General features: G+C 41.0%; 14 protein-coding genes. 1 reads left to right on the top strand and 13 read right to left on the bottom strand.

Annotated features, from left to right (window positions below):
* Window positions 1-143 precede the first annotated feature (143 nt).
* From udk to cymR, 12 genes are all read right to left on the bottom strand, one after another.
* The gene (gene udk / locus GD002_RS14080) at window positions 144-785 is read right to left on the bottom strand and encodes a uridine kinase (RefSeq protein WP_408020094.1); all 642 of its coding nucleotides are present in this window, start codon (window positions 783-785) and stop codon (window positions 144-146) included.
* 23 nt (window positions 786-808) lie between these two features.
* The gene (locus GD002_RS14075; RefSeq protein ID WP_153733002.1) at window positions 809-1,444 is read right to left on the bottom strand and encodes an O-methyltransferase; all 636 of its coding nucleotides are present in this window, start codon (window positions 1,442-1,444) and stop codon (window positions 809-811) included.
* Window positions 1,445-1,471: 27 nt separating this feature from the next.
* Window positions 1,472-2,608, bottom strand: coding sequence for an endolytic transglycosylase MltG (gene mltG, locus GD002_RS14070; RefSeq protein WP_153733001.1), 1,137 nt, complete (start codon window positions 2,606-2,608; stop codon window positions 1,472-1,474).
* A gap of 216 nt (window positions 2,609-2,824) precedes the next feature.
* Window positions 2,825-3,115: a DUF1292 domain-containing protein gene (locus GD002_RS14065; protein WP_153733000.1), complete on the bottom strand. Its 291-nt coding sequence runs from the start codon at window positions 3,113-3,115 to the stop codon at window positions 2,825-2,827.
* 11 nt (window positions 3,116-3,126) lie between these two features.
* Complete coding sequence (ruvX, locus tag GD002_RS14060) at window positions 3,127-3,546, bottom strand: Holliday junction resolvase RuvX (protein ID WP_153732999.1); 420 nt, start codon at window positions 3,544-3,546, stop codon at window positions 3,127-3,129.
* The gene (locus GD002_RS14055; protein WP_153732998.1) at window positions 3,543-3,815 is read right to left on the bottom strand and encodes an IreB family regulatory phosphoprotein; all 273 of its coding nucleotides are present in this window, start codon (window positions 3,813-3,815) and stop codon (window positions 3,543-3,545) included. The genes ruvX and GD002_RS14055 overlap by 4 nt, the downstream gene beginning before the upstream one ends.
* A 96-nt stretch (window positions 3,816-3,911) precedes the next feature.
* Window positions 3,912-6,545: an alanine--tRNA ligase gene (alaS, locus tag GD002_RS14050; protein WP_153732997.1), complete on the bottom strand. Its 2,634-nt coding sequence runs from the start codon at window positions 6,543-6,545 to the stop codon at window positions 3,912-3,914.
* A gap of 273 nt (window positions 6,546-6,818) precedes the next feature.
* A complete protein-coding gene (recD2, locus tag GD002_RS14045; RefSeq protein ID WP_194841616.1) occupies window positions 6,819-9,242 on the bottom strand; it encodes an SF1B family DNA helicase RecD2 in 2,424 nt (807 codons plus the stop codon).
* A gap of 24 nt (window positions 9,243-9,266) precedes the next feature.
* Window positions 9,267-9,935 (bottom strand): tetratricopeptide repeat protein, encoded by a 669-nt coding sequence (locus GD002_RS14040; protein ID WP_153732995.1) that lies wholly within the window; start codon window positions 9,933-9,935, stop codon window positions 9,267-9,269.
* A 12-nt stretch (window positions 9,936-9,947) separates the two neighbouring features.
* Window positions 9,948-11,066: a tRNA 2-thiouridine(34) synthase MnmA gene (mnmA, locus tag GD002_RS14035; protein ID WP_153732994.1), complete on the bottom strand. Its 1,119-nt coding sequence runs from the start codon at window positions 11,064-11,066 to the stop codon at window positions 9,948-9,950.
* Window positions 11,067-11,088: 22 nt separating this feature from the next.
* A complete protein-coding gene (locus tag GD002_RS14030; protein WP_153732993.1) occupies window positions 11,089-12,237 on the bottom strand; it encodes a cysteine desulfurase family protein in 1,149 nt (382 codons plus the stop codon).
* A 13-nt stretch (window positions 12,238-12,250) separates the two neighbouring features.
* Window positions 12,251-12,670 (bottom strand): cysteine metabolism transcriptional regulator CymR, encoded by a 420-nt coding sequence (cymR, locus tag GD002_RS14025; protein WP_153732992.1) that lies wholly within the window; start codon window positions 12,668-12,670, stop codon window positions 12,251-12,253.
* 127 nt (window positions 12,671-12,797) lie between these two features.
* On the opposite strand from cymR, the gene GD002_RS14020 reads away from it, so the two are divergent.
* Window positions 12,798-14,093, top strand: a complete 1,296-nt coding sequence (locus tag GD002_RS14020; protein WP_153732991.1) for a replication-associated recombination protein A — start codon at window positions 12,798-12,800, stop codon at window positions 14,091-14,093.
* 20 nt (window positions 14,094-14,113) lie between these two features.
* On the opposite strand, the gene GD002_RS14015 is transcribed toward GD002_RS14020, so the two are convergent.
* The gene (locus tag GD002_RS14015) at window positions 14,114-14,905 is read right to left on the bottom strand and encodes a DUF6612 family protein (protein ID WP_153732990.1); all 792 of its coding nucleotides are present in this window, start codon (window positions 14,903-14,905) and stop codon (window positions 14,114-14,116) included.
* Window positions 14,906-15,221 lie beyond the last annotated feature (316 nt).

Here is a 15,221-nt window from a genome sequence, read left to right as displayed (position 1 = left end):
TCATAAAAAATACTATGCCACACCCATCTCAGGTATGTGACATAGTGTTGCTATTTTTGTTTACATCTTACTTTAAATTCAGCTTAGTCTTGTATTTAGGGGAGAGTTTTGCTGAATTCAGTTAAAATTATGTCATCATCATATTATACTTCGTCTGTAGAAGCAAGAATTGTTTTTATTTTTGTAACCATCAAATCAATGGCAACCGCATTCTCTCCGCCTTCAGGAATAATTATATTAGCATATTTTTTTGTCGGTTCAATAAATTGATTGTGCATCGGCCTGACTACTGACAAGTATTGATGAATTACTGAATCCACCGTGCGTCCTCGATCATTGATATCGCGCAATAATCTTCGAATAATCCGAATATCTGCATCTGTATCTACAAACAATTTAATATCCATCAATTCTCGCAATCGCTCATCCTCAAGTATTAGAATACCTTCTAAAATGATCACATCTTGCGATTCTACAGTCACCGTTTCGGTAGACCGCGTATGTATTGTATAATCATACGTAGGTTTTTGAATGGATTGTCTGTTTACTAGCTGTACAATATGTTCGATTAATAAATCTGTATCAAAAGCTAATGGATGATCATAATTTGTCTCTAGTCGATCTTTAAAATCTAAATGTGTCTGATCTTTATAATAGTCGTCCTGTTCGATGACTACAACCGAATGACCTTGAAACACTTCATGAATTTTTTTTGTGACACTCGTTTTACCAGATCCTGAACCTCCAGCAATTCCAATCACAACAGGTTTTTTCTTCACAGCTATTCCCCTTTGCTGCTTGCTAGTTCTTATTTTTTAATCGCAATTAAAATTCCATCACCGACTGGCAATAGAGCTGTTTCATAACCTTCATTCTCCATGACCCAACTTGTGAAATTTTGCAAATTACGAATCATCGTACGATTCCGTTTAGGAATTTCTGCATCTTCCAGCAGCACCATACCATGCATAAACATATTATCACAATAAATTACACCTTTTGTACTTAGCAGTGGGCTATACTTTTCAAAAAACTTCTGATATTGCCCTTTTGCAGCGTCAATAAACAATGTATCGAATGGTTGTGTCGATAAGCTTTCTACATCCATCTCCAACGCATCATCATGAATGATATGAATCCGATCTTCTAGTCCGCTTCGCTGAACATGCTCTACTGCTTTCATATAACGTTCTGCATCCCGTTCAATCGTATCGATCACTACTTCTGGAAAGGCCTCAGCTAAACGGATGGCCGAGTAGCCTATTGCACTTCCAATCTCTAGAATTCGCTTTGGTTGTTGAATTTGAAGCAGTCCGATCAGTGTATGTAAACCCATATCATCCATGATCGGCACTCGGTGTTCAGCTGCATATTGCTCCATCTCTTGGATTAGTACATCTTTTTCTTTAGAAAAACGGCTAATATACGCATTGTATTCCTTCATCACAACTTCCCCTTTAAAGCAATCGCCTTATTTATTCTGGCTGTCAATATACTCTGCTTTATTTTTTAAATGTTCTTCATATGTTTTTGCAAAATGATTTACACCATCTTTATCCGCCAAGAAGAACAAATAGTTTGTGTCAGAAGGTTCGACTACTGCTTGTATTGATGCGCTTCCTGCATTAGCAATCGGACCAGGCGGTAGCCCTTTATTTTGATACGTGTTATAGGCATCTTTTACTTTTAAATCTTCGTGTAATACACGTTCTTTATGTTTTCCAAGTGCATACAAAACGGTAGGATCTGTTTGCAGTGGCATTCCCTCATTTAGACGGTTATTGAATACACTCGCAATGGTTTCGCGATCCGCTTTACTAGTCGCTTCTTTTTCAAGTAAAGAGGCAAATGTTAACAACCAATGTGCCGTCTTTTTCTTTTCTTCTAAAAATCCATGATAAGGTATGATATTCTGAACAGTTGCTTCTACCATCGTATCTACCACTTCTTCCACTGGAGGTGTTTCCTCATAGAATGGATAAGTAGCCGGGAAAAGATACCCCTCTAATGAATGGCGAATGTTTTCCTGTAAGATTTCATCCGTAATGACGTCAGGATATTTTGCGATATAATGTTGAATCGTCTCTTTATTTGTTACATAATCCATAAATTCTTCTTTTGTAATTGATGTTTTCTCACTCGTTCTTTCTGCTATTTGTTCCAACGTCAAGCCTTCAGGTATAACCAGTGTAAACGCAGGTGTTCTATAAACCACCCCTGTTTTCAAACTCTGAATCAATTCGTCTGGTGTCATAGATTTAGTTAGACCATAAGTTCCAGCTTGAAAATCCGCCTCATTGTTCACTTTTGCATAGTACTTAAAAATTCGAGCACTTTTTATAATACCTTCTTTTTCAAGTACTTCTGAAATCGTATCTAAACCAGAGCCAATGGGAATTACCACTTCGACAACTTTTTCTGAATCTGGATCTACTGGCTTGAGAGCACTTTTTATGTATGTATAGATAGACAGACCACTAATTATTCCCACAACGAGTACAATGGCTACGATCCAAAGCACTATTTTTCGAATAATCCTCACTTCTTCCTTTTGTTCAAGCATCCGTTGGAACATTACTTCTTTTTTTCTTTGGGGTTCTTTTTCCATCACCCTCACCTCATTTTCCACTACTGATCCAGTACGCTATAACATAATTGTATCTGGATTCCTCTGTAGTTTAAACTCTCTGTGAACAGAAAAATCACTACATTTATTCCGAAACTCATAGAACTGCGGGTTTTCTGAAGAATTCAGATAAATCAAGTGAAAAAAGACGGAACGGTCCGCACCATTCCGTCCGTCACATGATCAGATCTTCAATCCTTACTCGTCCTCTTCTTCAAGGAAAGTATTTAATACTTCTTCAATCATATCCCATTCTTCATCGGACTCGATCTCCAATAACTCGCCGCCCTCTTCGCCTTCTTCAGTTGGTATGAACGCAGACGCATGAATCTCGACTTCTTCATCCTCATCAACTTCTTCACCGTCTAAGACGTGATAAAGTACATAAGATCTTTCAAATTCCTTTGAATCAAATGTTAAAATCACTTCACAAACATGTTCTTCACCATTCTCGTCTACGATTGTCATTGTTTCTTGTCCATGTTCCAATCTAATCACCTCTAAAATTTTTTTGAATCTAAATACCCTTGAAGAATCATTACTGCAGCCATCTTATCAATAACCGATTTTCGCTTCTTGCGACTAACATCCGCTTCAATCAAAACGCGTTCCGCGGCCATTGTGGTAAGTCGTTCATCCCAGAGAACTACGGGAAAACCAAATCTCTCACGTAAGCTGTTGGCATAGTGTTCAGAAGCTTGTCCTCTTGGACCGATTGTATTATTCATATTCTTAGGATAGCCGACGACAAACTCCTGTACTTCATATTCTTTTGTTAGTTCTTCGATTCGCTCCAACCCAAAAAAACCAGCTTCTTCATCAATTTTGATCGTCTCGATACCTTGTGCAGTCCAGCCGAGACTATCACTAATTGCGATACCTACCGTTTTCGTACCGACATCCAACCCCATTATTCTCATTCAGACTTGCCTCTATTCTCTCGAATGTAAAATTTAACTAGTTCTTCGAGAATTTCATCTCGTTCTAATTTTCGTATTAGACTGCGAGCATCTTCATGGCGTGGAATATAGGCTGGATCTCCGGATAATAGGTATCCGACAACCTGATTGATCGGGTTATATCCTTTTTCTTCTAATGCTTTGTAGACATGGAGCATGACTGCTTTGACTTCTTCCTCCATAGACTCTTCTGGAAAGTTGAATTTCATCGTTTTATCAGATGAACTCATACTCGACACCCCGCTTTCCGATTCCCATTATGTGTATCTCAACCAATTGTTCTTCTAGCATATTAACTTTACTAGAAGAACTCTTGGTGAACTCAGTTAAACAGATTTTACATAATCATACACGGATTGAAGCGCGTCATCAAGTTTAGACGCATCTTTTGCTCCAGCCATTGCCATATCAGGACGTCCGCCGCCTTTACCGCCGCATAATGAAGCGACGTGATTGACAATTTTGCCAGCATGGTAGCCACTCTCTTTCAAATCGTTTGTGACGCCAGCTGCTAGCATTACTTTATCATCGGTTACTGTACCTAGGACTAGGACGCCTTTAGAGGTCTTTTGTTTCAGTTCATCGATAAGCTGACGCAGCGCATTATTATCCTTCACTTCTACGTGAGCTGAAATTACAGTGACATCATTTACCTGGCGAGCCGTTTCCATAACATCAGCTAATTGACTATTACCCAATTTCGCAGCCAACGATTCGTTTTCACGTTGGAGGTCTTTGTAATCCGCCATAATGGACTCCACTTTAGAAACGACCGTTTTCGGTGTTGCTTTTGCTACCACTGCTACTTGATCGATGACGAATTGATCTTCTTTAAACGATTGGAATGCTTGTCCACCCGTGAAAGCCTCGATACGACGCGTTCCTGCACCGATACCGCCTTCAGACACAATCTTAAAGACATTGATATCGGAAGTGTTCGTCACATGGCAACCACCGCATAGTTCAATTGAATAGTCGCCTACTTGCACAACTCTAACGATGTCTCCATACTTTTCACCGAATAAAGCCATAGCACCCATTTCTTTCGCTTCTGCAATTGGTGCAAGGGAAGTGTTTACAGGCGTCCCTGCCCAAATCTGTTCATTTACTTGACGCTCAATACGTTCTAACTCGTCCTTCGTCACTTGACCGAAGTGAGAGAAGTCAAATCGAAGTCGATCCGGTCCAACATAGGAACCTGCTTGATTGACATGTTCTCCAAGTACATCTTTCAAAGCACGGTGAAGTAAATGAGTAGCAGTATGATTTTTAATCGTCAAACGACGAGAATACTCGTCCACTTTAGCAACAATTGTAGCGCCTTCGTTCATTTCTCCTGAACTGATGAAAATGGTATGCAGATTCTGACCATTCGGTGCTTTTTGAACGTCTTGGACTTCGGCAATGAATGCCTCGTTTGTCAACGTACCTTTATCAGCGATTTGACCGCCGCTTTCTGCGTAGAATGGCGTTTGATCCAAAATCACTTGGACGGTTTCTCCCTCAGAAGCATGTAAAATTCGCTGGCCGTCTTTCAGCAATACAATGACCGATGCTTCTGTCTGTAGTTGCTGATAACCGATGAATTCACTTGAATCATGGATCTCACCTAATACACCTGATTGAATGTGCATCGAATCAACGTCTGCTCTCGCTGCTCGTGCACGATTTCTCTGTGCCGCCATCTCTTCATCGAAGCCAATGCGATCGACCGCAACTTGCTCTTCGGCAGCAAATTCTTCGGTTAATTCAAAAGGAAAACCGTACGTATCATACAGTTTGAATGCATCACTTCCAGACACGACTGCTTGTCCTGAAGCTTTTGCTTTCTCAATAATAGTAGATAAGATCGACATACCATCATGCAGCGTTTCATGGAAACGGTCTTCTTCATTTTTCACGACTTTCATAATGAAAGCCTGTTTATCATGTACTTCAGGATAGAAGTCCTTCATGATATCCCCGACGATCGGAACGAGCATATACATGAACGGCTTATCGATGCCTAATTGCTTAGCAAAACGAACGGCTCTTCTTAGCAGACGACGAAGAACATATCCGCGACCTTCATTCGAGGGTAATGCTCCATCTCCTATCGCAAATGCAACCGTTCTAATATGGTCAGCAATTACTTTAAATGCTGTATCTGTTACAGTCGTTTCCCCATATTTTTCACCTGAAACATTCTCTACGGCTTCAATTATCGGTAAAAATAAATCGGTATCAAAGTTAGTAGGTACATCCTGAATGACTGATGCCATCCGTTCTAGACCCATACCTGTATCAATATTTTTCTTAGGTAGTGGTGTGTACGTGTGGTCAGGATTATGATTGAACTCAGAGAATACTAAATTCCAAATTTCCAAGTATCGCTCATTTTCTCCACCTGGATATAATTCAGGATCAGAAAAATCATCACCATAAGCGGGACCACGATCATAGAAAATTTCTGAGTTCGGTCCACTTGGTCCTTCTCCAATATCCCAGAAGTTCCCTTCTAAACGGATAATTCGCTCCGTTGGAATTCCAATCCGATCTTTCCAAATCGCATATGCTTCTTCATCTTCAGGATGGATCGTGATGGATAATAATTCAGGATCAAAACCAATCCATTTTTCATTCGTCAGAAAGTCCCAGGCACGAACGATTGCTTCTTCTTTAAAATAATCACCAATCGAAAAGTTCCCCAGCATTTCAAAGAACGTATGGTGACGTGCTGTGTATCCGACATTTTCAATGTCATTTGTACGAATAGACTTCTGCGCATTGGCAATCCGTGGGTTTTCAGGTATGACACGTCCATCAAAATACTTTTTTAGTGTAGCAACACCACTATTTATCCATAGTAGCGATGGATCATCAACAGGTACTAAAGCAGCTGATGGTTCTACATTATGTCCATGCTCTTTAAAATAGTCTAAAAAAAGTTGACGAATTTCAGATGCGGTTAATTTTTTCATCATGACTCCTCCTAAAATTAAAAAAACTCCACCCCTATAAAAAGGGGCGAAGAACGCGGTACCACCCTCATTACCGCCTTACACGGTATCTCGAGTTGCTTTAACGCAGCAATACGGCAGGGATTAGTTGCACTTTGGAATAGCTTTCCTTCATGATCTGAGAGAGCTTTTTCAGCCTAGAAGCTCTTTTCTTTGGCACAGAATACATGAGTACTCGTTCCTTCGACGTTTTCATTATTTCTAAACGAATTATAGGAAAGTTCAACTGCTTTGTCAATCCGTCACCTCTAGAAAGTCAATAGGAGACAAAGTAGCCATACCGATCATTGGATCTATTTGACTGAAATTTTCCATCGTTAATTTTGCAGGTGTCGTGTCTTCGACTTGTTGGATTGGCTGTTGTGATTCTACGGAATCTTCTGCAACTAAAGCTTCTATTTCTTCTACCGTATCCATACTACCCGCAATCCGTTCCTTCAGAGTCGTTTGACGTTCTGTTTCGTCTGATCGCTCAATACCCGCCTTAAACTCTTCCGCCTCACCACATAAAATCAGGAAATTTTTAGCTCTCGTAATACCTGTATATAGAAGATTACGCCTAAGCATCTTGCGTTGACTTCGGACGATCGGCATGACGACAATCGGAAACTCGCTGCCTTGAGATTTATGGATTGAACAACAATAAGCTAACGTAATTTGATTCAAATCACTTCGTTCATAACTTACTTCATTACCGTCATATGAAACAACTAGCTGTGCTTTTTTATCAACCGTTTCTTTCGCCAACAAAATCGCGACAACTTCTCCCATATCTCCATTAAATACATTACTCTCAGGCTGATTCACTAGTTGCAACACTTTATCTCCTACCCGATACGTTGTTTCACCGAAGACCATCTCTTTTCTTCCTTCTGCAGGCGGATTCGTAATTTCTTGAATCATCTTATTTAAGCCATCAATGCCTGCTGGACCTTTGTACATTGGTGCCAGCACTTGAATGTCCTTTATGGAATGTCCTTTTGAAGTGGCATTTTGTATGATTTGTTTCACAGCAGGTAAAATTTGCTCACCTGACGCTCTGATAAAAGACCGATCAGATGTCTTTTTCGTTACATCCATGGACCACTTCTTCTGCTTAATCATATGGGCCATTTCAATAATGGTAGATCCTTCACTTTGACGGAAAATATCGGTCAGTTCCACGACAGGGATCTTACCCGAAGTCATAAAATCATGCAACACTTGGCCTGGTCCGACTGAAGGAAGCTGATCCTGATCTCCCACAAATAAAAGTTGTGCATCATCACGAACAGCCTTTAACAATTGATGCATGAGCCATGTATCCACCATGGACGTTTCATCGATAATAATAAGATTGCCTTCTACTTCACGCTCGGTCTCTTCTTCGGATTCCTGACCAGTAAAACCAAGTAGGCGATGGATTGTCATCGCAGGCAAGCCCGTTGATTCTGACATCCGTTTAGCAGCTCGTCCAGTTGGCGCTGCTAAAATAATTGGGAATGTCTCTTTCTTACGAGCATACTCTTCTAGATCAAGGGATACACCATGCAATTCAGCGTACACTTCAACTAGACCTCTAATGACTGTCGTTTTTCCTGTTCCTGGTCCACCTGTCAGTACGAGCAATGAAGAATGCAACGCTCGTTCGATAGCTTCCACTTGCGTTTCCGCATATTCCACCCCTAAACGTTCTTCAATTTCACCAATTGCCTTTCTGATCTCTGAAGCTGGGAACTGTGTATCGACTTCATTTTCCAAAATTCGATTTATTTTCGTGGCAATACCAATTTCAGAAAAATAGAGGGAAGGCAAGTAAAGTCTTTGCTTTTCCGCTGATAGCGTACCTTCCTCAACCAATTCGATGACTGCAGTTGAGATGGATTCGTAAGGAATTACATGAGGCTGACTGGTTTCTAATAGTTGCTTAGCTTGCGGTAAAACGGCTTCGGCTTCTAGATAGACATGGCCTGAAGATTGCACTTCACTATGTATACTATAATAAACAGCAGCTTTAATTCGTGCAGGATGATCGCCTACCAATCCTAATTGTTTTGCAAGATCATCGGCACGCTGGAAACCTATGCCTTCTATCTCTTTTATTAGCCGATACGGATTCTCCGTTAATATAGTAATGGCATCGTCTTGATACGCCTGATAGATTCTCATCGCTATTTGAGGGCCAAAACCCCATTCATTCAGTTGAACCATCGTCCGTTCAAGACCTAGATTTTCTTGTAAAACGGCTACAAGCGTATCTTTCCGTTCATCCGTCAAACGAGGGATTTGATCGAGTACGGAACGATCTTCCAATATTTTCTGAATGACGTTATTCCCTAGCACCTTTACGATTTCGCCTGCAGTCTTCTTCCCTATACCAGGAAATAAGTCACCCGACAAATAATGGATGAGCCCTGCTTCCGTTGCAGGTAACTCCTTTGAAAACGTATGGACATCAAATTGCTGACCATGAACTGGGTGATTGATCATTCGGCCTGTGAATTTATAATCCTCTTCAGCTAGCAAGGGAGGGAACGAACCTTTAATGACAATTTCTCTTTCGCTATAGTCCGTATTCGTCGACGTGATTTTCATTTTCACGATCGAGAATAGATTGGTGGCATTATGAAAAATCGTTACAATTGGTTTTCCAATTACATACTGTTCAGATTCATTCATCACCAGGGACCCCCTCTTTTACTCTTATTCGCCTTGTTCGTTGCCAAGTTGGATCATGTCATATATATAACGCGCTTGTGTATGTTCAGGCTCAATTGTAAAAGCTTGTTCCAAATGAGATAACGCGCGCTCTTTGTCTTCAGTAGAGACTGCGAATAACACACCTAAATTATAGTGGGCATCCGCATGTTCTGGTTCTAATTGCAAAATAGATTCGAAAATAGGTTGTGCTTCTTGGAATAGTTCCAGTTTCGCCAATAAAATTCCATAAGCAAGTAATATCTCTTGATCCTCTTCATCTAATTCAACAGCTCGCTGCAAGTAAGGCAATGCCAATCGATCGCTTCCTGCCTGTTCCATACTCTTGCCCAACATGAAGAAAGCATCTGCAGACTCTAAACCAGTTTGGATCGCCTTCTCATATAGCTTAGCTGCTTCTTCAAAGCGCTCTTGATTGTAGTAAAGATTGGCCAATCCGTAAAATGCAGTACCTGCCTTTTCGTCAAGGGTCAATGCCTTTTGAAAAAAAGGCTCCGCATGCTCAGCATCTCCGAGAGAGGCGAAAATATTACCTATATTTATATAACCTGTTGCATCTTCAGGGTTCTCATCAATTGCTTTCATAAACAATTCCACTGCTTTTTCATAATTACCTTCTTGCATTTCTTTAATGGCTTCATTTTGAATTGTCATCTCACTAGCTCCTCACCCTACATATGTCAGCTTTTTGCCGTCTTTAAATACCTCGTCAATCGTTCCGCCACCTAGACACTCTTCGCCGTCGTAGAGGACTACTGCTTGTCCAGGCGTGACAGCACGTACTGGCTCAGCAAACGTTACGATTGCATCGGTACCTGTAATTTCCACGGTCACTTTTGTATCTGGCTGACGATAACGGAATTTGGCAGTACACGAAAATGAACCTACTAATTCTTTCGTTGTACAAATATTCATATCGGTCGCCCGTAAGCTCGTCGAATACAACGCATCATGGTGAAAACCTTGACCTACTAGCAAGACATTACGTTCTAAATCTTTTCCAATCGCAAACCAAGGTTCTCCTGCTCCACCAATTCCAAGCCCGTGTCGCTGGCCGATTGTATGGTACATCAGTCCATCATGTTTCCCCATCACTTTACCATCCATCGTCTGCATTTCTCCTGGAATTGCAGGTAAGTATTCACTTAGAAATTCTTTAAAGTTTCGTTCACCAATGAAACAAATTCCTGTAGAATCTTTTTTCTTTGCTGTTACCAGTCCTGCTTTTTCTGCGATTTCTCTGACGCTCGACTTTTCTAGGTGACCTAAAGGGAATATCACTTGCTGAAGCTGATCTTGTGTTAATTGATTTAAGAAATACGTTTGATCTTTATTGTTATCCACACCGCGAAGCATTGCGACGCCATCTTCTCGCTCGACGACTTGCGCATAATGTCCAGTAGCTAAGAAATCTGCTCCTAAACTTTTGGCGTGCTCTAAAAATGCATTGAATTTGATTTCTTTATTACACATTACGTCTGGATTCGGCGTACGGCCTGCTTTGTATTCATCCAAGAAGTATGTAAACACTTTATCCCAATACTGCTTCTCAAAGTTTACGGAATAATAAGGAATACCAATGTGATCGCAAACACTTCGTACATCTTCAAAATCTTCTGTTGCGGTACAATGACCATTTTCATCTGTATCATCCCAGTTCTTCATGAAAATCCCGATCACTTCATAGCCTTGCTGTTTTAATAGTAATGCTGCAACCGAAGAGTCCACTCCGCCAGACATTCCAATAACTACCCGTGTATCCGCAGGTGCTTTTGTCGTTCTCATTTCCACTTCATCCTTTGCTGTTTCATTTCACTAGACGTTTGACAACTGCTGATATTCTCTCTGCAGCTTCTTCGATCATGGGGCGTTCCAAGCCAAAACCAAAGCTAATACGTATCGAATTTCTAACATTGTCTGATTCTTTCCCGAACATAGCGGTTACTACATGGGAAGGTTCAAAAGAGCCTGCTGTGCAAGCGGAGCCACTGGATACAGCAATTCCTTCTAAATCTAAACTCATTAAAAATGTCTCCACATCTGTTCCCGGAAAAGAAACATGATAAATATGTGGTAGCGCCACGATAGATTCAGGTAGAGTTGGATGAAATTCCACGTCATTTTGTTTAAAAATATCACTCATAATTTTTTTGTATGATTGATAAATGCGGACATTCTCCGACTTCTTTTGCTCTGCAATTGTCACCGCTTCTGCAAATGCTACAGCGGCTGGAACATTTTCCGTTCCGGCTCTTCTTTTCTTCTCTTGCTCTCCACCTAGTAACTGCGCATTCAACAATTTACCATTTCTCTGATACAGAAAACCAATACCTTTTGGTCCATTCAATTTATGAGCTGAGACAGACAGCAAATCCACTTGCAGTTCATCAACATGCATGGATGAAATACCAAAGGCTTGAACTGCATCCGTATGGAATACCGCTTGATGCGGTTGAAGTAGTTTTCCTATTTCGGCAATCGGCTGAATCGTACCGACTTCGTTATTGCCAAACATAATGGACACCAATATCGTATCTTCTCTCAATGATTTTTGTACCTGCTCTGAAGAAATAACACCATATGGATCAGGCTGTAAATAGGTCACGTCATAGCCTTGTGACTCCAGTTGTTTACACGGATTTAATACGGCATGATGTTCTACGGCCGTGGTAATGATATGGCGTCCATGCTGCTGCATTATTTGTACAGTGCCGAAAATCGCCAAGTTATCTGCCTCTGTTCCTCCTGAGGTAAAGATAATTTCATTGGGTGACGCTCCGATTGAGAGAGCTAGAATTTTCCGCGCTTCTTCTAGCAACTTTTTCGCTTGTCTGCCAAATTGATGGGTACTTGAAGGATTGCCATAGGTGTCTGTTAACACAGCTGTGAATCGCTCCAACACAGCCGGATGCATAGGTGTCGTGGCAGCATAATCTAAATAAATGGCTGGTTTCATCTGGTAAACTCCTTTAAATATAGAACATGTATTCATCTTGAGATGGTGTATCTTCAATCTCAATCAAATCTTTAATCGTTGTATGATCCAACACTCCACGAATTGCGTCTCCTATTCGTTTCCATAATTCTCGTTGAGGGATATCGACATCTTCTAAGCCTTCAACTAACTGAATGGGTCCCTCAAGCAGTCGAATGATATCTCCTGCTGTAATTTGAGATGGGTCTTTGGCTAATTTATAGCCTCCATACGCTCCACGTATACTCTTGACAAGACCACTATTGCGTAAAGGAGGAATTAATTGCTCCAAATACGCCTCCGATAAATTTTGTTCTTCTGCGATTTTCCGCAACGGCACAGGGCCTTCTCCGTATTTTCGTCCTAATTCTACTATTACCGTTAGTCCATATCGTCCTTTAGTTGAAATTTTCATATTGGCATCGTCCTTTACTAAAATTGCTGAAATTAGTATAGCATAATTATAGCGTTCGTTCTTCGAAATGACTTCAATACCATTTTGCGCTATAATGAAGGAACAAATGTACGAAGGAATGATATAAATGCATAATGAACCTTTAGCCTTCCGCATGCGACCCGAATCAATCGATGAAGTGATTGGTCAAGATCACGTAATTGGGAATGATACTCCTTTATATCGGATGATTAAAAACGGACATGTTCCGTCTCTTTTATTGTATGGTGAACCTGGAATTGGTAAGACCTCTCTTGCATACGCTATCGCTGGAACTTCTAAACTACCTTTTATTGCGTTGAATGCGACAGTGGCTGGAAAAAAAGATGTGGAAGACGTCGTGAAAGAAGCTAGAATGACTGGCAAAGTTCTATTGTTTTTAGATGAAATTCATCGTTTCAATAAATTACAGCAAGATACGCTGCTCCCACATGTAGAAAGTGGGGCGATCGTGCTCATTGGCGCTACGACGGAGAATCCTTTTCATGATGTCAACCCCGCGATTCGATCTCGATGCGGTGAAATTGTGCAATTGAAACGGCTACAACCGACAGATTTGCTAAATTTATTAGAACGAACGTTAGAAGATACGAAGAAAGGTCTTGGTCAAGAAAATATCCTCATTACGACCGAACAGCTTAGTAAAATTGCAGAAAGCGTAAATGGAGATGCCCGTAAAGCATTGACATTCCTGGAATCTTTACTTGCTGCTAGCGACGAGGAAAACGGCCAAATTATTGTTGGGGATGAGCTATTACAGCAACTTCTGCAACGAATTAGTTTACTAGGTGACAAGAAAGGCTCACACCATTATAACCTGTTATCTGCTCTTCAAAAAAGTGTACGAGGCAGTGATGTCAATGCTGCACTTTATTATTTAGCGCAATTACTGGAAATTGGTGATTTAACCGCTGTTACGAGAAGATTGCTTGTTATGAGTTATGAAGATATTGGGTTAGCAGCTCCAGATGTAGGGGCCCATGTCGTCGCTGCAACAGATGCCGCTTTACGCTTAGGTATGCCGGAAGCACGTATTCCATTGTCTGTAGCAACTGTGGAGATGTGTTTAGCCTCAAAATCCAACTCCGCATACAGGGCGATTGATGCCGCAACGAAAGTCCTTCACGAGCAGCCAACAGGTGAGATTCCGCTGCATTTACGTGATACCCATTATAACGGAGCTGCACAGTTAGGACATGGAGGGTATGTGTACCCGCATGATACGCCAGTTGGATCTTTTGGCGGCTGGACAGACCAGCAATATTTACCTGACACCCTAGCAAACGTTGAGTTTTATTCTCCTGTAGAAGCAGGGGACGAAACGAGAATGGCAGCTATATATAAGCGTTTGCTTTCTTTTAAAGGAAATAAAAATCCACGATAGCCGAGGCCATCGTGGATTTTTCATTTCAACAAGTCGATAACCCCAGCAGGCGTTTGAATTGCATCAATGTCATTGAAGTAACTGTAGGTTGCATCCAATTTTTGTTTGTAGCGAATATAATCACGATCAAAATAGCTAGTGACATTTGCGGACATTTTCAAACCTGTAACAAAAAATGTTTTTTCATTCACCGTAAGTTCTAGTTCCATTTTATCGATGACTGGAAATCCAGTATGTGTGTGGATGAATTGTTCAGGTATCGGACTATTCACCGCAACCTCTTTCATAAATTGTCGATATTGAGCAGGCGATAATGAAAACTGTAATGCATAGCCGTAATCAATCTTCTCCAATTCAGCATCCTCTACAAAAGGTTCGAGCAGCGATAGATCCATTGCAGGAGCAGTAAATGGCACCCAGACGTCCAATAGTTCTTTCCGTTCCTCGTTTGTCAACGTCTGCCAATCGCCACCCTCTTCTTTTATAGACATTTGCTCATTTTGGTGGAATATATGAAGGTTTTTAGGCTGTTGTTTTGGTATTTGTAAGACTACTTCTTCCGAAACTTTTACAGGATCAAGCTCTACATTGGATTGAATATGCAGCTTCTTACTGCTGCGTTCTACAGGCTCGGACGTGACACTACTTTCATCAAACACAATGCTAGAATGTACCGACTTCAACTCTTTCATCGCTAAATCAGCTTTCTGTAGCAAATCTTCAGGACTAGACGGTGCTGAAGATGTTTTTCCGCAACCTGCCACTGTTAATAGAATTACTGCCAGGAAAAGAACGAAAATTCGTTTGTTCATTAAGAAACTTCCTTTCAATCAAAACTAATCAATTATACCTTGGCGTAATGGTGTACAGATTTTTCTAGCCTGCTCTAAAAGCTCCTCTAAAAAATCTGTGACATCCACCGGCAGCATAAACTGAATTCAGTTAACAGTGTACTGCACAGGAGCGTACTTGTCACGGACCATTCGATATTTATCGTTCTTTCATATAAGTTGAATTAATAAACCTGCATTCTATAAGTCACCTGGTACCGTTGATTTCCGTTCCAGGCGGACGCTTTCTGGAGGGCCCGCGGTGAGCCAACTTGGTCGCTACGCTCCCCTAAGTTGT

This window comes from Sporosarcina obsidiansis (assembly GCF_009651005.1).
In the GTDB taxonomy this organism is placed as follows: domain Bacteria; phylum Bacillota; class Bacilli; order Bacillales_A; family Planococcaceae; genus Sporosarcina; species Sporosarcina obsidiansis.
Note: the sequence above shows the minus strand (reverse complement) of the source record. Positions and strands in the feature narration are given on the sequence as shown.

Bases quoted from the DNA above. Each gene is read 5' to 3' on its own strand.
- GD002_RS14075 (WP_153733002.1), bottom strand. From the start codon at position 1,444: ATGAAGGAATACAATGCGTATATTAGCCGTTTTTCTAAAGAAAAAGAT.
- mltG (WP_153733001.1), bottom strand. From the start codon at position 2,608: ATGGAAAAAGAACCCCAAAGAAAAAAAGAAGTAATGTTCCAACGGATG.
- ruvX (WP_153732999.1), bottom strand. From the start codon at position 3,546: ATGAGAATAATGGGGTTGGATGTCGGTACGAAAACGGTAGGTATCGCA.
- GD002_RS14055 (WP_153732998.1), bottom strand. From the start codon at position 3,815: ATGAGTTCATCTGATAAAACGATGAAATTCAACTTTCCAGAAGAGTCT.
- alaS (WP_153732997.1), bottom strand. From the start codon at position 6,545: ATGAAAAAATTAACCGCATCTGAAATTCGTCAACTTTTTTTAGACTAT.
- recD2 (WP_194841616.1), bottom strand. From the start codon at position 9,242: ATGAATGAATCTGAACAGTATGTAATTGGAAAACCAATTGTAACGATT.
- GD002_RS14040 (WP_153732995.1), bottom strand. From the start codon at position 9,935: ATGACAATTCAAAATGAAGCCATTAAAGAAATGCAAGAAGGTAATTAT.
- mnmA (WP_153732994.1), bottom strand. From the start codon at position 11,066: ATGAGAACGACAAAAGCACCTGCGGATACACGGGTAGTTATTGGAATG.
- GD002_RS14030 (WP_153732993.1), bottom strand. From the start codon at position 12,237: ATGAAACCAGCCATTTATTTAGATTATGCTGCCACGACACCTATGCAT.
- cymR (WP_153732992.1), bottom strand. From the start codon at position 12,670: ATGAAAATTTCAACTAAAGGACGATATGGACTAACGGTAATAGTAGAA.
- GD002_RS14020 (WP_153732991.1), top strand. From the start codon at position 12,798: ATGCATAATGAACCTTTAGCCTTCCGCATGCGACCCGAATCAATCGAT.
- GD002_RS14015 (WP_153732990.1), bottom strand. From the start codon at position 14,905: ATGAACAAACGAATTTTCGTTCTTTTCCTGGCAGTAATTCTATTAACA.